Annotated in this window: 18 protein-coding genes, 21 tRNA genes and 2 rRNA genes (1 of these 41 cut by a window edge); 8 read left to right on the top strand and 33 right to left on the bottom strand. The window is 44.3% G+C overall.

What is annotated here, in order from left to right; genetic code table 11:
• Positions 1 to 105 precede the first annotated feature (105 nt).
• Positions 106 to 372 carry a DUF6154 family protein gene (locus A6755_RS04180; RefSeq protein WP_370020242.1) on the top strand — a complete coding sequence of 89 codons (267 nt, stop codon included), beginning with the start codon at positions 106 to 108 and terminating at the stop codon, positions 370 to 372.
• Positions 373 to 468: 96 nt separating this feature from the next.
• Here the strand turns inward: A6755_RS04180 and A6755_RS04175 are convergent, their stop codons facing one another.
• Positions 469 to 909, bottom strand: coding sequence for a Dps family protein (locus A6755_RS04175; RefSeq protein WP_063589839.1), 441 nt, complete (start codon positions 907 to 909; stop codon positions 469 to 471).
• A 124-nt stretch (positions 910 to 1,033) separates the two neighbouring features.
• On the opposite strand from A6755_RS04175, the gene ytzI reads away from it, so the two are divergent.
• Positions 1,034 to 1,189 carry a YtzI protein gene (gene ytzI / locus A6755_RS04170; protein WP_034310518.1) on the top strand — a complete coding sequence of 52 codons (156 nt, stop codon included), beginning with the start codon at positions 1,034 to 1,036 and terminating at the stop codon, positions 1,187 to 1,189.
• A 37-nt stretch (positions 1,190 to 1,226) separates the two neighbouring features.
• Here ytzI and A6755_RS04165 read toward each other — a convergent pair whose 3' ends face one another.
• Positions 1,227 to 1,700 (bottom strand): S-ribosylhomocysteine lyase, encoded by a 474-nt coding sequence (locus A6755_RS04165; RefSeq protein ID WP_034310515.1) that lies wholly within the window; start codon positions 1,698 to 1,700, stop codon positions 1,227 to 1,229.
• A 209-nt stretch (positions 1,701 to 1,909) separates the two neighbouring features.
• Between A6755_RS04165 and yidD the strand changes: the two genes are divergently transcribed.
• Positions 1,910 to 2,131, top strand: coding sequence for a membrane protein insertion efficiency factor YidD (yidD, locus tag A6755_RS04160; protein ID WP_206758824.1), 222 nt, complete (start codon positions 1,910 to 1,912; stop codon positions 2,129 to 2,131).
• A 121-nt stretch (positions 2,132 to 2,252) separates the two neighbouring features.
• The gene (locus A6755_RS04155; protein ID WP_034311705.1) at positions 2,253 to 3,221 is read left to right on the top strand and encodes a metal ABC transporter solute-binding protein, Zn/Mn family; all 969 of its coding nucleotides are present in this window, start codon (positions 2,253 to 2,255) and stop codon (positions 3,219 to 3,221) included.
• Positions 3,222 to 3,547: 326 nt separating this feature from the next.
• On the opposite strand, the gene A6755_RS04150 is transcribed toward A6755_RS04155, so the two are convergent.
• A complete protein-coding gene (locus A6755_RS04150; RefSeq protein ID WP_063589838.1) occupies positions 3,548 to 4,612 on the bottom strand; it encodes a DctP family TRAP transporter solute-binding subunit in 1,065 nt (354 codons plus the stop codon).
• A gap of 140 nt (positions 4,613 to 4,752) precedes the next feature.
• On the opposite strand from A6755_RS04150, the gene A6755_RS04145 reads away from it, so the two are divergent.
• Entirely contained in the window at positions 4,753 to 6,363 is a 1,611-nt protein-coding gene (locus A6755_RS04145) for an ATP-binding protein (RefSeq protein ID WP_063589837.1), read from the top strand.
• Positions 6,356 to 7,051: a response regulator gene (locus A6755_RS04140; RefSeq protein WP_063589836.1), complete on the top strand. Its 696-nt coding sequence runs from the start codon at positions 6,356 to 6,358 to the stop codon at positions 7,049 to 7,051. The genes A6755_RS04145 and A6755_RS04140 overlap by 8 nt, the downstream gene beginning before the upstream one ends.
• A 45-nt stretch (positions 7,052 to 7,096) precedes the next feature.
• On the opposite strand, the gene A6755_RS26900 is transcribed toward A6755_RS04140, so the two are convergent.
• From A6755_RS26900 to A6755_RS04110, 7 genes are all read right to left on the bottom strand, one after another.
• Positions 7,097 to 7,243, bottom strand: a complete 147-nt coding sequence (locus A6755_RS26900; protein WP_153246142.1) for a hypothetical protein — start codon at positions 7,241 to 7,243, stop codon at positions 7,097 to 7,099.
• A gap of 330 nt (positions 7,244 to 7,573) precedes the next feature.
• Positions 7,574 to 8,677, bottom strand: a complete 1,104-nt coding sequence (gene menC, locus A6755_RS04135) for an o-succinylbenzoate synthase (RefSeq protein ID WP_063592422.1) — start codon at positions 8,675 to 8,677, stop codon at positions 7,574 to 7,576.
• Complete coding sequence (locus A6755_RS04130; protein ID WP_063589835.1) at positions 8,674 to 10,155, bottom strand: o-succinylbenzoate--CoA ligase; 1,482 nt, start codon at positions 10,153 to 10,155, stop codon at positions 8,674 to 8,676. Before A6755_RS04130 ends, menC begins: the two co-directional genes overlap by 4 nt.
• 86 nt (positions 10,156 to 10,241) lie before the next feature.
• Complete coding sequence (menB, locus tag A6755_RS04125; protein ID WP_370029151.1) at positions 10,242 to 11,054, bottom strand: 1,4-dihydroxy-2-naphthoyl-CoA synthase; 813 nt, start codon at positions 11,052 to 11,054, stop codon at positions 10,242 to 10,244.
• Between the two features lie 7 nt (positions 11,055 to 11,061).
• The gene (menH, locus tag A6755_RS04120; RefSeq protein ID WP_063589834.1) at positions 11,062 to 11,883 is read right to left on the bottom strand and encodes a 2-succinyl-6-hydroxy-2,4-cyclohexadiene-1-carboxylate synthase; all 822 of its coding nucleotides are present in this window, start codon (positions 11,881 to 11,883) and stop codon (positions 11,062 to 11,064) included.
• Positions 11,880 to 13,631, bottom strand: a complete 1,752-nt coding sequence (gene menD, locus A6755_RS04115; protein ID WP_063589833.1) for a 2-succinyl-5-enolpyruvyl-6-hydroxy-3-cyclohexene-1-carboxylic-acid synthase — start codon at positions 13,629 to 13,631, stop codon at positions 11,880 to 11,882. The genes menH and menD overlap by 4 nt, the downstream gene beginning before the upstream one ends.
• The gene (locus A6755_RS04110; RefSeq protein ID WP_063589832.1) at positions 13,624 to 15,033 is read right to left on the bottom strand and encodes an isochorismate synthase; all 1,410 of its coding nucleotides are present in this window, start codon (positions 15,031 to 15,033) and stop codon (positions 13,624 to 13,626) included. Before A6755_RS04110 ends, menD begins: the two co-directional genes overlap by 8 nt.
• A gap of 298 nt (positions 15,034 to 15,331) precedes the next feature.
• Between A6755_RS04110 and A6755_RS04105 the strand changes: the two genes are divergently transcribed.
• Both A6755_RS04105 and A6755_RS04100 read left to right on the top strand, forming a co-directional pair.
• Positions 15,332 to 16,252, top strand: a complete 921-nt coding sequence (locus A6755_RS04105) for a 1,4-dihydroxy-2-naphthoate polyprenyltransferase (protein ID WP_063589831.1) — start codon at positions 15,332 to 15,334, stop codon at positions 16,250 to 16,252.
• 150 nt (positions 16,253 to 16,402) lie between these two features.
• Positions 16,403 to 17,152: a TraR/DksA C4-type zinc finger protein gene (locus A6755_RS04100; RefSeq protein WP_063589830.1), complete on the top strand. Its 750-nt coding sequence runs from the start codon at positions 16,403 to 16,405 to the stop codon at positions 17,150 to 17,152.
• Positions 17,153 to 17,193: 41 nt separating this feature from the next.
• Here the strand turns inward: A6755_RS04100 and A6755_RS04095 are convergent.
• The 23 genes from A6755_RS04095 to A6755_RS03985 form a co-directional block, all read right to left on the bottom strand.
• A tRNA-Glu gene (locus tag A6755_RS04095) sits at positions 17,194 to 17,265 on the bottom strand.
• Between the two features lie 3 nt (positions 17,266 to 17,268).
• Positions 17,269 to 17,359, bottom strand: a tRNA-Ser gene (locus A6755_RS04090).
• A gap of 1 nt (position 17,360) precedes the next feature.
• A tRNA-Asn gene (locus A6755_RS04085) sits at positions 17,361 to 17,435 on the bottom strand.
• A gap of 12 nt (positions 17,436 to 17,447) precedes the next feature.
• Positions 17,448 to 17,524, bottom strand: a tRNA-Ile gene (locus A6755_RS04080).
• Between the two features lie 5 nt (positions 17,525 to 17,529).
• A tRNA-Gly gene (locus A6755_RS04075) sits at positions 17,530 to 17,603 on the bottom strand.
• 4 nt (positions 17,604 to 17,607) lie between these two features.
• Positions 17,608 to 17,683 (bottom strand) — tRNA-His (locus A6755_RS04070).
• 17 nt (positions 17,684 to 17,700) lie between these two features.
• Positions 17,701 to 17,776, bottom strand: a tRNA-Phe gene (locus tag A6755_RS04065).
• A 23-nt stretch (positions 17,777 to 17,799) separates the two neighbouring features.
• Positions 17,800 to 17,875: transfer RNA gene (locus A6755_RS04060), tRNA-Asp, on the bottom strand.
• 6 nt (positions 17,876 to 17,881) lie between these two features.
• Positions 17,882 to 17,955 (bottom strand) — tRNA-Met (locus A6755_RS04055).
• Between the two features lie 103 nt (positions 17,956 to 18,058).
• Positions 18,059 to 18,151 (bottom strand) — tRNA-Ser (locus tag A6755_RS04050).
• A 20-nt stretch (positions 18,152 to 18,171) separates the two neighbouring features.
• A tRNA-Ile gene (locus A6755_RS04045) sits at positions 18,172 to 18,248 on the bottom strand.
• Between the two features lie 10 nt (positions 18,249 to 18,258).
• A tRNA-Met gene (locus A6755_RS04040) sits at positions 18,259 to 18,335 on the bottom strand.
• Positions 18,336 to 18,363: 28 nt separating this feature from the next.
• Positions 18,364 to 18,439 (bottom strand) — tRNA-Ala (locus A6755_RS04035).
• Between the two features lie 17 nt (positions 18,440 to 18,456).
• Positions 18,457 to 18,533 (bottom strand) — tRNA-Pro (locus A6755_RS04030).
• Between the two features lie 11 nt (positions 18,534 to 18,544).
• Positions 18,545 to 18,621 (bottom strand) — tRNA-Arg (locus tag A6755_RS04025).
• Between the two features lie 10 nt (positions 18,622 to 18,631).
• Positions 18,632 to 18,720: transfer RNA gene (locus A6755_RS04020), tRNA-Leu, on the bottom strand.
• Between the two features lie 12 nt (positions 18,721 to 18,732).
• A tRNA-Gly gene (locus A6755_RS04015) sits at positions 18,733 to 18,807 on the bottom strand.
• 8 nt (positions 18,808 to 18,815) lie between these two features.
• Positions 18,816 to 18,897, bottom strand: a tRNA-Leu gene (locus A6755_RS04010).
• Between the two features lie 7 nt (positions 18,898 to 18,904).
• A tRNA-Lys gene (locus tag A6755_RS04005) sits at positions 18,905 to 18,980 on the bottom strand.
• Between the two features lie 22 nt (positions 18,981 to 19,002).
• A tRNA-Thr gene (locus tag A6755_RS04000) sits at positions 19,003 to 19,078 on the bottom strand.
• Positions 19,079 to 19,088: 10 nt separating this feature from the next.
• Positions 19,089 to 19,164, bottom strand: a tRNA-Val gene (locus A6755_RS03995).
• 11 nt (positions 19,165 to 19,175) lie between these two features.
• A 5S ribosomal RNA gene (gene rrf, locus A6755_RS03990) occupies positions 19,176 to 19,291 on the bottom strand.
• A gap of 119 nt (positions 19,292 to 19,410) precedes the next feature.
• Positions 19,411 to 19,557, bottom strand: a 23S ribosomal RNA gene (locus A6755_RS03985) (it continues 2,786 nt past the right edge of the window).

Below are 19,557 nucleotides of genomic sequence, written 5' to 3'. Positions count from 1 at the left end.
AAAACATATAATAAGCCCAAGCATCCCTTAAGATTTTTATATGCACCCAGAGGTTTTTTTGATAACCTACATATAAAGAGATAACGGATTTCTAATAAATGTGAGGTGAAAGTTTTGAAGTTAATTGAAGAATTATACAATATGTACCGTGATAAGATGACTGGTGATGAAGAAGATATTGATATGCTTACGTTTGCGGTTCTGGAACAGCTTGACCGCAAGGAAATTTTCGAATTGCTTCAAGAGATGGATGATCAGGAACTAACCAATTTAATGGGCCTTTACATTATTGAAACGTTAAAAGGGAAGTTTGCTCAAAATAGTATGAGCGACACGAAACCTACACATTTTCCGCCTAGGAATATTCATTAAATACATACCCTGTCAGGTGTCCCTCTTTTGATGGATGCCTTTTTTATAGGTTTAACCAAAAAAAAAGCCCTACCGAAGCAGGGCTTTTCCTAAATCTTAATGTCCTAAATACGCACGCAGCATCCAAGCATGTTTGTTTAAGCTTTTCTTCATGCCTGTCAGCATATCGGCCGTAACCGGATCTTCTTGTTCGGCAACTTCGATGATTTCCAGGAACTCTTCGGAAAGCTTTTCAAAATCACTTATGACGCTTTGGACCATATCTTCTGTATTTTCATTACCTGTCGCTTCTTCGATCGTCGTTAATTCCAAGTACTCTTTAAGGGTGGCAACCGGCTTTTCACCAATGGCCAATAGTCTTTCAGCCAATTCGTCATAGTTGGATGTCACTTCTTTATATAACTCTTCCAATTTTTGGTGCAGTTCAAAGAAGTGCGGTCCATTCACGAACCAATGGTAATTATGAATTTTCGTATAAAGAACACTGAAGTTTGCAATTTCCTTATTCACTAAAGTTCCTAATTTTTTCTGAGCCATAAATATCTACCTCCGTAAGTTGGTTATACCTTTATAATTCCCTCTATTCGAAAATTGAAACATTATCTGACCCGGTACTTATGCTAAAATGAATCTAAATTGTGAACGTTAGGAGCTGTAAAGTATGATTACGGTTTTAGTTATCTCCATTATTGTCATTCTGATTGTATTGGCACTATCGGTCTTAACCATCGGAAAAGGATACAGCTACAAGCATACAGTGGATCCTGTCAAACCTTTGCCAGAGGATGAGGGAAAAAAAGAAGAACCCGAAAAATGAAAAAAGTTCCTGTCACAAATGGACAGGAACTTTTTTATTAACCGAAAACTTTATGAAGATCTTCTTTATCTTGTGCAAGCCAGAAATTCATTAATTTCTTAGCTCCTTCAAGATCATGCAATTTTGCTTGGCCGCATTGTTTTTCGTTTGCTGCAGGAATTTCGGTAATTGTAACAGCATCCTTGAATGTATCTTCAAGAACATCGATGATTTCCGTCACAGTCGGCTCGCCGCTGACCACAAGGTAATATCCTGTTTGACATCCCATTGGCGAAATGTCGATAATATCAAAGTGATCGAAGCGCTCGGAATGCTTACGGATATTGAATGCAAGCAAATGTTCCAGGGTATGGATCGTGTCCGGCTTCATCGCTTGTTTGTTCGGCTGGCAAAAACGGATATCAAATTTATTAACAACACCGTCTGTTCCTACCTTATGGACACCGCAATGTCTAACATATGGGGCTTTAACAGCGTTATGATCTAATTCAAAGCTTTCAACTGAAGGCATTTAATTCACTCCTTAATTGTATGTCATCTCTATTTTACCTTGAATAACAATATATTTCATCCTTTAAAATTAATTCTCATTATATCAATCGGATTGCCAATAGGCTCATTCCTTTTTTACCCTTTTGGGAAATTTAGAAAATATGCTATAATTGAGGGTAGTCAATTTACTCGAAAAGAGCTGAAAGCATCGTGCTGAAAAAAATAGTAATGGGAGTCATCCGTTTTTACCAAGTTGCCATTTCTCCATTAAAACCGCCCACCTGCCGTTTTTATCCAACTTGTTCCCATTATGGTTTGGAAGCGGTCAATCGTTTCGGACCTATAAAAGGAAGCTGGTTAGCACTCATCCGGATTCTTAAATGTCATCCGTTTCATCCAGGGGGCATTGACCTTGTTCCCGAAAAAAAAGAAAAAAGTAAGGACCAATAGAAAAAACCCTTGCTTTCCTTTGCAATCTTTTGTATCATACAGAAGTCAAATCGTAATCATTTCGTTTTTACCATATAAAATTCAAATCGTAATCAATACGAATTATAAAGGAGCATATCATATGAAAATTCGAGCATTGCTCTCCCTTTTCCTTGTTACTGCGGTATTTCTGTCAGCCTGCGGCAACTCAAAGGGAGAATCGAGTAAAGAAGAAACCAAGGATGCCTTGGATATATATACGACGGTTTACCCTTTACAATACTTCACTGAGGCCATTGGCGGGGAGTACGTGAATGTCGAGACTGTTTATCCTCCAGGAACGGATGAACACTCATTCGAGCCTTCTCAAAAAGATATTGTGAAAATGGCTGAGTCAGACCTGTTTTTCTATATTGGCTATAATCTTGAAGGCTTTGTAACCAAGGCTGAACCAATTCTAAGCAAAGAAGGCGTCAGCACAATCGCGGTGGGCGAAACGGTTCATCTTGATGAAGAGGAGCATGAGCATAAAGACGAACATGCACATGAAGAAGAGCATGCAAATGAAGAAGACGGTCATGACCATGGGGGCGTTAACCCGCATTTGTGGTTAGATCCCGTCTATTCCATTGACATGGCTAAAACCATCAAGGACGAATTAACGAAACAAATGCCGGAACAGGAAGAATATTTCAACAGCCATTTCAATGAGCTTTCCGAAAAGCTTGAGGCACTTGATGAAAAATTCGCGACGACGATCGAGTCGGGCCGTACCAATAAGATCATCGTTTCCCATTCTGCATATGGTTATTGGGAGGAACGCTACGGATTGGAACAAATTGGCGTCACGGGACTAACGTCTTCAAACGAACCTTCTCAAAAGGAACTGGGGAAAATCGTAACCATGGCTGAAAAAGAAGACTTGAACTATGTCATCTTTGAGCAGAATATCAGTTCTAAACTTACCGAAATCATCCAAAAGGAAATGGGAGCGAAATCACTTGAGCTCCATAACCTTTCCGTGTTGACGGATAATGATATCGAAGCCGGCGAAGATTACTTCAGTTTAATGGAAAAAAACATCAAGACACTGCAAACTGCCTTGCAATAGACGAGAAAGAAGCGGCTCCCTTTGGATTCGCTTCTTTTTTGTACTCGGCACTCTAAAGAGTTCTTTTTCATTTTGTCAGCATATTTGAGTTGGAGTTTCGGTTCCTGACAAAGCATGATAGCCTCCTGTTCTAGAGCAACTATGATAAGCTTTAATCATTACAATTTATGGAATGATTAAAGCTTAGAGAGGGGAAAATATGAAAAAGACCGTAAATGGAAGTTTAACGTTTCTATGATTGATTTTTCACAAATTCCAGAAGAGTATTTCTATCGGGAACGATAAAGAAGAAGGGAATCCCTTTCAATGGGATTCCCTTACGTTAGTTATTCCTTTAAATACTTCTCACGGATCTTTTCCATTTTCGTCATCAATTCGGTTCCAATCGTGGATTCGAATTCCGGATAGATGACGGTCATCTCATCCATCCATTCTTTCTTTTCTTCATCTGACAGTTTATAGATGTCGATATTCGATTTTTGCTGGATTTCCCTTAGCTGTTCCTGATTCAATTCATTTGATTTGATCCATAGCCATTTCGTTGTATCATCCATCGCCCGTTGGATTTGCTGCTGAATATCCAACGGGAGTTTGTTCCAAAACTGCTCGTTTATCATGACTACATACCCTAAATAGCCATGATCACTGATCGTTAAATACTTTTGCACTTCATATAATTTCTTTGAATAGATATTCGAAATCGTATTTTCCTGGCTGTCCGTTTCGTTGATTTCAAGGCTTTTGAACGTTTCATTAAACTCCAGGACGGAAGTTGTCGCCCCAAAATGCTTGAATTGGCTTTCCAGGACTGCACTTGGCATGATTCTGAAATGCTTTCCTGCAAAATCACTTGGATGCCGTATCGGCTTACTGCTTGTAATCTGTTTATAGTTATTCGACCAAAATGCGAGTCCTTCGATATCGATGATATTCAGCTGCTTAAGCAGCTCTTCCCCCACTTCCCCATTCAACGCTTCCTGCAAGGCCTCATCCGTTGGAAAGACGTAAGGGAGGTCCAATAGCATCCATTTCTTTGATATGCTCGTGATTTTAGATGCAGTCGGTGCAATCATCTGCACCTTGTTTTCTTGTAATGCTTCGATTTCTTCCTGATCACTATATAATGACTGATTAGGATAAACTTCTATTTTGACACGATGGTCTGTATATTCATCGACAAGTTGGGCAAATCGGTTCGCAGCCAGCCCTTTAGGTGTATTTTCGGCAACGACATGATTGAACTTAATCACGATTTGATCCTTCATCCCGACCTGCTCCTCATCCTTCGGCAAATTGAAACCGAAGCTTGTAAAGAACGATTGAAACGATATATACACGGCTATCAACAGCCCCAAGCCAATTAACAAGAAATACCCCCATAATGCACGCATACCGACAACTCCTCACCGCTCACTTCACATTATCACTATTCTATCACAGCTTTTTGCTGTCGTAATACACTGCGCGAAAAATAGCGAAAAGTGATAGAAATTCTGTTACTATTAAGTATAGAAGTAATGGAGGAAAACCAATGGATAAATCCTTTCATATGCCCATTCAAATTAAAATCACCCTGCTATCATTCGTAATCGTCGCTTTTTCGATACTTATAGGCGGGATTTTTATATTCGGTAATATCGTTTCGGTCAGGGAAGATGAAATCGGCAAACGATCCATGATCACAGCCCATACCATTGCCGAACTCCCTGAAGTACAGAAATTGGTCCGTGAGCCTGAAGGATGGACGCAGCTTAATCCGATTATTGAAAACTTAAGGAAAATCCATCAAGCGGATTATATAGTTGTGCTCAACAATCAGCATATACGCTATTCCCACCCGGTATTCAGTCAATTGGGGACCCCATCTGGCAGCAGTGATGAAAGCGCTGCGTTCGCTGAACACGAATACCTTTCAAAGGCTGCTGGCGAACTTGGCATTTCCGTCCGCGCCTTTGTCCCGATCCTTGATGGAGATAGAGAGCAAATCGGCGTCGTGCTGGTCGGGAATATCCTGCCTACGATACCGGAATTAATCAAGGACCTGAAAGGCGAAATCGCGATTATCCTGGTCCTTACCCTTCTATTCGGTGTTTGCGGCTCTTGGCTCATGGCAAAAAGGATAAAAAAAGAAACCTTCCAACTTGAACCCCATGAAATTTCACGGATGTTGGTTGAAAGGACAGCCGCTTTCAATGCCATGCATGAAGGGGTCATCGCCATAGATAATAATCAGGCCATCACGATTTTCAATGAAAAGGCTAAGCAGATATTCAAGATCGACGGTGCGGTCATAGGCAAGAATATCAATGATATCATACACGATACCCGTCTCCCGGAAGTGCTCGATCGGACATCTCCCATCTTCAATCAGGAAATCTCCGTTCAAAACAGGAATATTGTAAGCAATCGGGTACCGATAAAGATTGCGGATAAAACGATCGGTGCCGTGGCCATTTTCCAGGATCGCACCGATGTGACGAAGCTAGCTGAAGAGTTGACTAGTGTCAAAGCATTCGTTGAAGCCCTGCGCGTTCAAAACCATGAACATATGAACAAACTTCATACGATAGCAGGATTGATCCAGCTAGGTAATCTTGACGAAGCGCTGCATTACATTTTTCAGATTACGGAAGAACAAGAGGAATTGACCAGGTTTTTGACGAAGCACATTCACGATGATAATTTAGTGGGGCTGATATTAAGTAAGATCTCCTTGGGACGGGAACTCGGGATCGAGCTCATCATGGACAAACACACAAAATTGGACCGCTTCCCCGCTGGTTTGGATCATCACGATTTTGTTTTGATAATCGGAAACCTGATCGAAAACTCATTCGCGGCGCTAAAGTATTGTTCAGAGGAAACAAAACAGGTTTATCTATCCATCTACCAGGATGAACGTCATTGTCAAATCGTGCTTGAGGATAATGGACCTGGCATTCCCGAGGACATTCATAAAGATATATTCGAGTATGGTTTTACAACAAAAGGTGCGGAAGGATCAGGAATTGGTCTTTATCTAATAGACCAAATTGTAAAAAAAGCGAACGGCGAAATGAAATTCACGACACGCCCTAATGAGGGAACAAGCTTTTTTCTTTCTTTTCCGATGCATGATATAGAGGAGAACCAAAATGACTAACGAAATTCGTGTACTTTTAATTGAAGATGACCCTATGGTCCAAGAGGTCAACAAACAGTTCATCGAGCGCCTGCCTGCCTTTAAAATCGTTGATACAGCTTCAAATGGGCTTGAAGGTCTGGAAAAAATCAGGCAGTCTAAACCCGACCTTGTCATTTTGGACATCTTCATGCCATCTTTAAACGGGGTTGATACACTTTATCAAATTAGAAAAGAGCAAATTGATGTGGATGTCATCATCATTTCAGCGGCAAATGATCAGAAAACGATTCGAAAAATGATACAGAACGGGGCTTTTGACTATTTAATCAAGCCATTTAAATTCGAGAGGCTAAAACATACGCTGGAACAATATTATGCTTTTCGGATGGAGGTTGAACCTGATCATCAAATTTCCCAAAATCAGCTCGATCGAATCCTCTTTCAAAATAAGACACATTCTGAAGCGCGTCCGAAATATGATGTTCCGAAAGGATTGAATGGCGCGACTCTTGAGCAAGTGACGAAGTTCATAAAGACCCAGCCTGGGTCACTATCGGCAGAAGAAGTGGCTGATGGAATTGGAATCGCCAGAGTTACAGCTAGGCGCTATCTTGAATACTTGCATGGTGAAGAAGTCCTTCAGCTTGACGTACAATATGGCAGCATAGGCCGTCCAGTCAATAGGTACCGGCTAAACAAAACTTAACCGCATGGGACCGGCTTGAAACGGTTCCCTTTTTACTTTCATTCTTTACGCACCTGTCTTCCGGTCATATAGGCCCCACTTTCGCTTCAAAAGAAACAGCTCGCACTCCTTCAAAGCTGTCACTTCTTTTATGACATAGTCAGGCATGCCCCTTCTTAGTAGAATTTCCGCAATAAGGTACGGTTTTTTCATACACTCTCCCCTCCTTTTCCCTTTGGTTGCCCTTCTTTTCATTCATTATACAAAATAATCCAATAAAGGAAAAATAGACAAAGCCCCATTTTCCGAAAAAATTATGTTTTCTCTAAAAAATCTGCAGACAAATTAAAAATGTTCAGGTTGATTTCTGTCAGCCGTACCCTCTCCTCCGACTGTTAGTATCCTATTAAAATCATGTTCCAAAAGGGTGGGGTTTCCGTCCAATAAAGTACTAATTGGGTAAGTTACATAGATCGTGGGAGTAAAAGGAGATATGATCAATATTTGATCAAAAGAGGTGGGCCGTGCACCTCCTTTGATGTTTCATTTGAACAGTTTACTATATGTAGTCAATTCCTTTAGCCGCTTTTCATTGATGGCAAAACCGATTCCAGCTTTATCGGGAACTTGGATCATGCCATTTTCTACGATGACTTCAGGATCGATTATATCTCCATCCCAATAACGGGATGAAGATGATATATCCCCGGGAATCGTGAACCCTTTTAATGAGGCAAGTGCAATATTATGTGCACGTGAAATGCCAAACTCAATCATACCGCCGCACCAAACGGGCACATCATTTCCCAGGCATAGATCATGGATTCTTACAGCTCCCATCCAGCCGCCGACTTTCGCCATCTTAATGTTGATGACCCCACAGCTCTGGAGCGACAGTGCACTTTTTGCATCATGAAATGAATTTATGCTTTCATCAAGGCAAATGGGTGTCTGCAGCTGTTTCTGCAAAAATGAATGTTCCACAATGTCGTCATGCCCCAGCGGCTGCTCAATCATCATCAGCTTAAAGTCATCAAGCTTCTGCAGATGCGGGATGTCATCAAGGGTGTACGCTGAATTGGCATCTGCCATTAGCGGGATATCGGGATAGGCCCGACGGATTTCCGCTAAAAACTCCAGATCATTTTGAGGATTTATTTTTATTTTATATCGCTGATAACCGGATCCGGAAAAATCCTCGATCTGGCGCATCGCATCTTCTATATCATTCGATGCAATGACTACGCCAGCGGCCACTTCCCTTCGTTCGCCGCCAAACAGCCGTCCAAGGTAGACTCCTTTCTGCTTCGCATACAAATCGAGGATTGCCTGCTCTAAAGCCGACTTCGCCATTGCATTCCGCCTGATTCCGCTCCATAAGTTCGGCAGCTCATCAGGATGCCTGATCTGACTGGCCAATGTCAGCGGGATTAAGAAGTCTTCCAACATATGAAAGCATGTTTTGGTCGTTTCCTCGGTATACCAAGGACTTGTAAAAGGCACAGCTTCCCCGTATCCAATCAATCCGTCTTCATCCATGGCTTCGACAATTATCACTTCCCGGTCGCTTACCGTTCCGAGATGCGTCTTGAATGGCCACTTTAATGGGGCCTTAATGATCTTTAGGGAAATGGAGGATAACTTCATTGCCATTCCCCCATCTCCTTCTTCAGTTCCCGTCTAAGAAGCTTGCTTGCTCCATTCCGGGGAAGCTCCTTACAAAATATCACGTTCCGGGGAACCTTATAGGATGCCAAATACTCCCTGCAATATTCGAGCAGTTCGCTCTCACCTAGCTCTGCACCTTGATGCAGGACAACAAAAGCAAGCGGGACCTGTCCCCATTTTTCATCTTCTGTCCCCGTCACTCCCGCTTCGAACACATCGGGGTGCGTACTAAGGACATTTTCAATCTCGGCCGGGTAGACATTTTCACCGCCGGAAATGATTAAATCCGAGCGTCGGTCAAGCACATATAAAAAACCTTCCTCATCGAGATAACCAAGGTCCCCAGTATAAAGCCATCCATCGGTAATGGCCTGCTGTGTAGCATCCATCCGATTAAAATAGCCTTTCGTCACATTCGGACCCGATACCACGATTTCCCCCACTGCACCCGGTTCACACATCGTGCCGTCTTTCTCAATCCGTAACTGCGAAGGAAACAAAGGCTTTCCCGCAGAGCCGATTTTTGCCATGCTATATTCCGGTGCAAGCGTCACAATCTGTGAAGACGTTTCGGTCATCCCATATGTTTGATAGACGGGAATCCCTTTCTCCTTACATACCTCAAGCATATGGACGGGTGCAGGGCCGCCGCCTAACAGGAAACAGCGGAAGGTTTTTGGATAGCTTGTTCCCTTCATATCCTGCACCATCCTATTCAGCATCGCCGTCACGACCGAAATGATCGTCACGCCATTTTCCTGGATGCTCCGGTTTGCTTCCCGTTCATCAAAACGTTCCGCCAAAACGACTTTCATGCCATAAATCACATTTTTCATCAAGATGGATAAACCGCTAATATGAAAGATCGGAACCGCACAATACCACGAATCCTCTTCATGCAATCCAAGGTTCAGAACAGACCCAACGGCACTCCACCAATGGTTGCCGAATGTTTGGATGACCCCTTTTGGATTTCCTGTCGTACCAGATGTATACATGATCGTAGCGGTATCCTCAAGGTAAAACTCTTGAAGTATCCCTGCTGTGCCTTCATCCGGCAATTCTTCCGTTAAGTGAAGCTTCAAATCCGGGAGAATCTCACCAATATCAGCGAGTTTGCCGGAGAAGGACCCTTCCGAAACCAGATAGGCAGTTTTGCTGTCCTCGATCTGCCAGGACAGCTCTTTTGCCGTTAGCTTATTATTCAGCATCACAATCTTCACACCGAGATGAAATAGTGCATGGATAACGACAACACCATCAATATGGTTACGGAGCAAAACCGCGCATGAATCGCCAGCACCCAGACCAATGCTTGAAAGCCTTCCAGCCATCTTCTTCGATAAAGTATACAGTTCAAGAAAGCTATACGTATGACCTTCAAACTCAATTGCCGGGCGATCCGGTGAAAGATGCGCCCGATTTTTCAGCCAGTTCGGCAACTTTTCTTCTGCCATTGCTGCTTCCCCTCTTCCTTTTTGATATAGAAAACAGCCCGGCGATTTTCCGCCAAGCTGTCAGTCTCATCGATTCACGCGTTTCATTAAGGGAAACGAGGGAATTGCCCAAAGTCCGGAGTGCGTTTTTCTTTGAATGCATCGCGGCCTTCTTTTGCTTCTTCTGTTGTATAGTATAAAAGTGTAGCGTCACCAGCCAATTGCTGAAGACCTGCAAGGCCATCCGTATCAGCGTTCATTGCCGCTTTCAGGAAACGAAGTGCAGTCGGGCTCTTTTCAAGCATTTCTTCACACCATTTAACCGTTTCCGCTTCTAATTGGTCTAAAGGCACGACCGTGTTGACCAATCCCATATCCAATGCTTCCTGTGCATTGTATTGACGGCATAGGTACCAGATTTCACGCGCCTTTTTATGACCCACGATACGTGCAAGGTAGCCAGAACCATAACCAGCATCAAAGCTTCCTACATTCGGTCCAGTTTGTCCGAAAATTGCATTGTCAGCAGCAATCGTCAAGTCACATACCACGTTCAGGACATTACCTCCGCCAATTGCATATCCTGCCACCATGGCTACGACTGGTTTTGGAATGACGCGGATCAAACGTTGCAAATCAAGAACATTTAGACGCGGAATGTTATCTTCACCCACATATCCGCCGTTTCCGCGGACTTTTTGGTCTCCGCCTGAACAGAATGCTTTGCCGCCTACACCTGTTAAAATAATGACACCAATGCTGGAATCATCACGCGCCCTTGCAAATGCATCAATCATTTCAGCAGTCGTTTTTGGCGTGAATGCATTATGTACATGCGGTCGATTGATGGACACTTTCGCAATCCCGTTATATTTTTCATATAAAATCTCATCATATTCACGTATTGTTTCCCATTGAATCGTCACATTAATTCCTCCTTATATTTCGCTTTAAAAACTCACTTATTATTTTACCAAACTTTTCTCCAACTTCCACATGAATAGCATGTCCCGCATCATTTATTATTTTCCATTCGGCGCGCTTCAGCTTTTTTTTCATCGAGTCCGCTATTCGACAAAACTTATGGTCAAGTTCACCGGTTACAAGGAGCACCGGGAAATCAAGGGTTTGCAGTTGTTCCCAGTAAGAAGCCTGACTGCCGGTCCCCATGCCAAGAAGGCTATTGGAAAGGCCGGCAGGGTCATTTGCCAGCCGCTGCTCCCGAATGGCCGACCTGGTTTTGGCCGATAACCGTTTTTGGCTTTCAAACAGCGGGATGTTTTCCCATTGATCCACAAACGCTTCCATGCCATTTGCAAGAATCCGTTCGGCAAGCCTCCGATCATTTCCCCTTCGGATTTTCCGTTCCTCTTCTGTTAAAAGACCTGGTGAAGCACTCTCCAGTATCAATGTATCAACATATTCAGGATACAAACAGGCAAATCCCAATCCGAGCCTTCCGCCCATCGAGTATCCAAGGATATGGGCTTTCGGGAAATGTAACACATCCAAAATATACTTGATATCCTCAGCCACCTTTTCCAGCTTATACCTTCGATGATCGGCTGGTGATGCAGACATGCCATGTCCGATGATGTCGACCATGATCAGCGTATACCTGTCACTCAGTAGCGGGATGAGAAATTTCCATGTATCCCTATTTCCCGTAAATCCATGCAAAAGTACAAGAGGATCCCCATTTCCCGTTATTTCAACAGCATAATTGACATCCTTGCTGACAATATTCATGATATTTCCCTGTCTAACACCATTTTTATTTCCTGGGAAACAAAGCTCCACAAATTTCGATGCTTTTGCAGATTCGACTCTCTTTCTGTCGGTACTTCGATGATTTTCAGACCTTTAATTTCGAACGACTCTGTAAATACCTTCTCGAACTCATCCCAATTTTGCACCTTGTTGTATTTACCGCCATAAAGCTGGGCAGTATGTGAAAAATCAAGCCCATGAGGCGTGCCGAATAGCGTTTCGAAATGTTCCTTCTCATTCGCCTGCGGCAAGAAGGAGAAAATGCCGCCGCCATCATTATTAACCAGCAAAATCGTGATATTTTGTTTTTGAAGTTTTGCTGCAAGCAAGCCATTCATATCATGGAAAAAGCTTAAATCCCCGATTGCCAGCACTGTATTTTTCGATACCGTGCTCACGCCAAGTGCAGTGGAAACGACACCATCGATGCCATTCGCCCCGCGATTGGCAATGGTTTGGATTCCTTTTTCATTATTCAAAAAGAAAGTGTCCAAATCACGTATAGGCATACTATTCCCGACAAATAACGTCGACTCCAATGGCATCATATCAGCAAGCAAGGCGAACAGCTTGCCTTCGCTTAACTCCGCTTCATCCCTGACGGAGGCTAAGGCATCCTTCGTCGCTCCGTTGACGGTTTGCCATAAGCGAAGCCATTCATCATCAGGGGAAGAAGTAATGCCTTCAGCTATTCGCAGACAAAAATCTTTCTCTTCGCTGTAAATCATATTCGTTGCCAAACCGGCTGGTTCGCGCCAGCCTGCACCGCCATCGACGACCAAAGTAATCGCCTGTTTTTGCTTTTTCATGAATAACAATAACGGTTTAGAAACAGGCATTGCCCCGAATCGCAAGATCACTTCCGGCCTGAACGCCGCTTTTGCCGTTTCATCGCGCAGAAATGTATCGTACGCATCAATGATGACGGCTTTATCATGACTTCCGCTCCTTAACTGTGAAAGGGGATCAGCCAGTACCGGAAAAGCAAGTTTTTTCGCTAATGCGACAATGGCTTCCTTCATCTCTGGATGCGGTAATTCGCCACATACAATGATACCTTGCCTAGCTTTTGACAATGTAGTTGCAACCGCTTCTACTTGTGATGCGGACAATGACCGTTCTCCACTGTCAATCAACACTGCAGGCATCCTTTTATTTTGCCGGTACTCCTTTGCTTGGTCCAGGTCCGGAATCAATGGTTCTCGAAGCGGGAAATTCAAATGTACAGGCCCTGCCGGTTCAGCGGCCGCTGTAGCCACTGCCCTTGCACCGACCGTTCTGGCATACCGCATCATCCCATCCGTGCTTTCAGGAAGTGCCATTTCGACAAACCATTTTACATGTCTCCCGTAAAGGTGTATCTGATCGATCGCCTGCGGGGCTCCGACATCACGCAATTCATGCGGACGGTCAGCGGTAAGTACAATAAGCGGCACTCTTGAATAGAAAGCCTCGATGACGGCTGGGTAATAGTTTGCAGCGGCTGTACCGGACGTACAAAGAAGTCCGACAGGTTCTTTTAAGGCCTTAGCCAAACCAAGGGCAAAAAAAGCAGCCGAACGCTCATCCACATTAATATGAATTTTGATATCAGGATGTTCCACTAGCAGCAAAGCCAGTGGCGTGGATCGTGAACCTGGGCTCACCACCACATGCTTCACCTCATTTTGTGCAAGCTCATCGACGAATGAAGCAGCATACGCTGTCAATGCATCTCGGTCATTCATTAAGATTTCCTCCTAAAGCACTTAACATCGGATTGAATTTAATCCCCGTTTCCCGGAATTCACTTTCGGGTGTCGAATCTTCGACTACTCCGCATCCGGCAAAGAGCGATGCCTCATTGTTCTGTATAAGGGCAGAACGTATCCCTACAGCGAATTCCCCGTTCCCATACGTATCCACCCAGCCTAAAGGACCCGCATAAAATCCGCGTTCCAGACCTTCCAATTCCCGAATTCGGACAACTGCCTTTTCTTTTGGAAGTCCGCCCATGGCAGGTGTGGGATGGAGGTTCTCGACAAATTCAAAAATCGTGACACCTTCCTTGGATATACCGCGAACCGGTGTGTACAAATGCTGGATATGACGGTTTTTCATAAGTGTCGGTCCGGCTGGGACCATCACCTTTTCGCATACAGAATCAAAAGCATTGGATATCATCGACACGACATATTGATGCTCTTGTAAATTCTTTTGGTCATGAAGCAATTCTTCACCAAGACAAACATCTTCTTGCTCATCTTTCCCTCGCCGCATCGATCCGGCAAGGCAGGTAGAAAAAACTTCATTTCCCTGTTTCTTAATCAAACGTTCGGGAGTGGCACCGACAAAACAGTCACCACCAGCCTCCAAACTGAAAATATAACTCAATGGCTGCTCAGCAATCAATTGTTCAAGCACTTTCCCTGAATCGATGGAACGTTCAAAACCAAGTCGAAGCTCCCTTGCCAAAACAATCTTGTCGAGATCTGTCGTCTTGATTTCCTGAACAGCCTCTGCGACCGTCCGCTTCCATTCCTCAGGTTCGACTTCCCTCTGCATAACAAGGGAATTTGCACCCAATCCATTGACATCCAAGCTTTCGAAGAGGAAAGCTTCCCGTTCATTTATCATATCTATGAAGAGTTTTTCTGAATCATCAGGCGAACACAGTAAGTTTGTCGTTAAGTAAGCTTGTTTTCCCACTATTGACAGCATGAAGGCAGGTATATAAAACAGGTTGTCCCCGAACTGATTCCAAAGGAGCGTACTGTCAGTTTCATAATCAAAAGAAAAGCCCCCAAACAGTAAAGGACCTGTCGCTTCTACATCGGTCACTCCTGTTTTGACAGCATCATTCTGCAGTTTGATCCAGCTCTTTTCGACTTCTCTATACCGTTCGGCATTCGATGCCGCTTTGAGTTTCTTAACATTGCCTAAACCGGTGATGGTTATTTCCTTTGCAGGGTCCTCCCAGAAAAAGCGTTCACCTGCATACCGTTCTCTTCCAGCTTGATAAAATGAAAGGGGGCTGTTGCATTTAATCTTCTTAATATGACTGAATAGAACTTGATCATTCAAGTCCTTCGCCTTTTGTATAGCTGAAGCCAGTCCCTGAAACTGTTCAGTTTCCTCTGAGATAGCCAAAAAAATCCCCCCAAATGTACATTTTAAAAGCTATTTAACCTATTTAAAGATACACCTCCCTTGAACCTCATGTCAATAAAACGCCCCTTTACCGAACGATTCTTCCCTGCTTTTTTCCTTATTATATGAATCTTAGCGAATGTAGAGAAATACCCTTGATTTTGGAAATGCATCACCCATGAATCTCAATTACAGCCATACCCACTTTTCCTGCATTTATTAGGATAACCTTTTGTGCAACATTTCAATATTTGTTATAATTTCGAGAGAACCAATAATGATTTTGAGGAGAGAAATAATGCAAACAGAATACGACGGACTTCCCCTTAAACGGACCTGGAAGATTTGGTGGGAGTTAATTCGTCCACATACACTAACCGCAGCTTTTGTCCCAGTCTTACTTGGAACGGTGATTGCACTTTTGGAAGATGGAGTGAATTGGTTACTATTCGCTGCCATGATGGTTGCAAGTATCCTGATTCAAGCTGCAACCAATTTATTCAATGAATACTATGATTTCAAGAGAGGCCTGGATACGGAGGAATCCGTAGGCATCGGAGGCGGGATCGTTCGTCATGGGATGACCCCCAGACTAATCATGAACTTGGCCCTTGGCATGTATGCCATCGCCTTGATCATTGGAATCTATATCTGTGCCGCATCGTCTTGGTGGCTAGCTGCAGTAGGCCTCGTTTGCATGCTTGTCGGCTATCTTTATACAGGCGGTCCCCTGCCCATTTCATATACACCGTTCGGGGAACTTTTTTCTGGATTATTCATGGGCTTTTTGATAATCCTTATTGCCTTTTTCATTCAAACCGGTAATGTTTCTTCAACAGCCATCTTAATTGCCATTCCTAGTGGGATATTGGTAGGGCTGATCAACTTATCCAATAACCTCCGTGATCATGATGGGGATAAGGCACATGGCCGCAAAACGATGCCAGTCGTGATGGGCAGGAAAAACGCCCTGACATTCATGGCAATCATGTTCGCTTTCTCTTATCTATGGCTTGTTGGGCTCGTTCTTACCGGAAGCGTTACGGCTTGGATTCTCCTTGCCTTCCTTAGCATACCGAAGGCAATGGCCGCAATAAAAGGCTTCGTAGGTAAAACACAGCCGATCACCATGGTGCCGGCAATGAAAGCCACGGCCCAAACGAACACCTTCTTTGGCTTACTCATGGCCATTGGATTATTCATCAGCTATCTTATATAGTCTCCGGGGACTGAGCCCATCCGCTCAGTCCTTTTTTCTATCTTCCGTTCATATTGTTTTCCTATACTCCGATTCGGGTAATAGATAATACAACCACCTTACCAATATAAAAAGAGATTTGGACTTTAGTTTAGAAGGAGTGAATTGGATATGGCAACGAAACAACAAACGCAAAAATTAAAAAAAGAACTGCTTCAGGAAAAAAATGAGCTATGTAATAGAATTCAAAATGATGAACAATCCGTTCTGGATAAAAGCCAGACGGAATCCATAGGTGAATTATCATCCTATGATAATCATCCTGCAGACCTAGGGACCGAATTATTCGAGATGGAACGAAATCAAGCACTCGATGAGCATGCACAATCCGAAATGGAGAAAATAGAAGAAGCTTTGAAAGCCATGGAAGAAGGATCGTATGGCCATTGTAAATCCTGCAATAAGGAAATCCCCATCGAGAGGCTTGAAGCGATCCCAAGCACCCTCTACTGTGTCGAGCATGCCCCAGAACGAACGCTTTCCCAAGACAGGCCAGTGGAAGAGGATATACTGATTCCATCCAAGGGTGATCATTTTGAAAATCGTCATGGAATCGAAATGGCGGCTAAAGAAGATAGCTTTGGTGAAGTGGCCAAATTCGGTACATCAGAAACGCCATCTGATTATACCGGTGATCATGACAATTACAATGATCTTTATAAAAACGAGGATGAAACGGATGGATTTCCTGAAGACTATGAAGGATTTGCCGCAAATGATATCGAAGGAAAAACGAGAGTGGATATACCGAACAAAAAGCAAAAGGAATATGAAGATACCCTGAAAGAAGAAAATATAGAATCCCAACTTGGAGACATTCCCTATAAACAAAAAGATGGTTATATCAAGGAAAATAAATGAAAAAAAGAAGCATACATGAATGTATGCTTCCTTTTTTGTTATGACCCGTACGGGATTCGAACCCGTGTTACCGCCGTGAAAGGGCGGTGTCTTAACCGCTTGACCAACGGGCCAACTGGCGGAGAAGGAGGGATTTGAACCCTCGCGCCGCTCGCGCGACCTACACCCTTAGCAGGGGCGCCTCTTCAGCCTCTTGAGTACTTCCCCATGGCTCCGCAGGTAGGACTCGAACCTACGACCGTTCGGTTAACAGCCGAATGCTCTACCACTGAGCTACTGCGGAACAATATGAATATGGTGGGCCTAAATGGACTCGAACCATCGACCTCACGCTTATCAGGCGTGCGCTCTAACCAGCTGAGCTATAGGCCCATATTTGGAGCGGGTGAAGGGAATCGAACCCTCATCATCAGCTTGGAAGGCTGAGGTTTTACCACTAAACTACACCCGCGAAATGGGGCGACTGATGGGAATCGAACCCACGAATGCCTGAACCACAATCAGGTGCGTTAACCACTTCGCCACAATCGCCGTAATTTTGTAAGATATGGTGGCTCAGGACGGAATCGAACCGCCGACACAAGGATTTTCAGTCCTTTGCTCTACCGACTGAGCTACTGAGCCACATATATATTCAATTTAAATAATGGCGGTCCCGACGGGAATCGAACCCGCGATCTCCTGCGTGACAGGCAGGCATGTTAACCGCTACACCACGGGACCTAATAATTGCGGGGACAGGATTTGAACCTGCGACCTTCGGGTTATGAGCCCGACGAGCTACCGGACTGCTCCACCCCGCGACGGTAATAATGAAACGATTAGCATCAAGCTTTCGTGAATATTGTTTCGTACGCATCCTTTATGTAAGGTTGTTTTAAAACAACTTGCTGCTTTTAGAAAAAATGGAGGAGGTAGAGGGATTCGAACCCCCGCGGGATTTGACTCCCCTGTCGGTTTTCAAGACCGATCCCTTCAGCCGAACTTGGGTATACCTCCACGGCTTTAAAAAATGAATATGGTGGACCTTGTAGGACTCGAACCTACGACCGGACGGTTATGAGCCGTCTGCTCTAACCAGCTGAGCTAAAGGTCCTTATATTTATTGGTAGCGGCGGAGGGGATCGAACCCCCGACCTCACGGGTATGAACCGTACGCTCTAGCCAGCTGAGCTACACCGCCAATATAATATAAGTTTCTGATTGAAAAATGGTGGAGCCTAGCGGGATCGAACCGCTGACCTCCTGCGTGCAAGGCAGGCGCTCTCCCAGCTGAGCTAAGGCCCCATTCATTAAAAATCACATGGTCGGGAAGACAGGATTCGAACCTGCGACCCCTTGGTCCCAAACCAAGTGCTCTACCAAGCTGAGCTACTTCCCGCAATAAAAACATGGTGCGCCCGGCGGGAGTCGAACCTACAACCTTCTGATTCGTAGTCAGATGCTCTATCCAATTGAGCTACGGGCGCATATTTATGATGGTGCCGAGGACCGGAATCGAACCGGTACGGTAGTCACCTACCGCAGGATTTTAAGTCCTGTGCGTCTGCCAGTTCCGCCACCCCGGCACATACGAAAAGTGGAGCGGAAGACGGGATTCGAACCCGCGACCCCAACCTTGGCAAGGTTGTATTCTACCACTGAACTACTTCCGCATGAAAGATGCGGGTGAAGGGACTTGAACCCCCACGCCTTGCGGCGCCAGATCCTAAGTCTGGTGCGTCTGCCAATTCCGCCACACCCGCATATAAATGGTGAGCCATGAAGGATTCGAACCTTCGACCCTCTGATTAAAAGTCAGATGCTCTACCAACTGAGCTAATGGCTCGTGCTTGTACTATCTTAAAAAGTGGTGCCGGCAAGAGGACTTGAACCCCCAACCTACTGATTACAAGTCAGTTGCTCTACCAGTTGAGCTACACCGGCAGGTGTGAAATGGTGGAGGATGACGGGATCGAACCGCCGACCCTCTGCTTGTAAGGCAGATGCTCTCCCAGCTGAGCTAATCCTCCATATGAAACCTGCTTGGCGACGTCCTACTCTCACAGGGGGAAACCCCCAACTACCATCGGCGCTGAAGAGCTTAACTGCCGTGTTCGGAATGGGAACGGGTGTGACCTCTTCGCTATCGTCACCAAACAATGTTAACATTTTTTCAAGACATATATTATTATAACGTCTTTTTGAGAAAATGCAAGAAGAAATTTTCATTCCTTCAAAACTAGATAATAAGAAGGTATTTCATTTTTTTAAAAGCGTTGGTTAAGTCCTCGATCTATTAGTATCAGTCAGCTCCACATGTCACCATGCTTCCACCTCTGACCTATCAACCTGATCATCTTTCAGGGATCTTACTAGCTTGCGCCATGGGAAATCTCATCTTGAGGGGGGCTTCATGCTTAGAT

The organism is Peribacillus frigoritolerans (genome assembly GCF_001636405.1).
Classification (GTDB): domain Bacteria; phylum Bacillota; class Bacilli; order Bacillales; family DSM-1321; genus Peribacillus; species Peribacillus frigoritolerans.
Note: the sequence above shows the minus strand (reverse complement) of the source record. Positions and strands in the feature narration are given on the sequence as shown.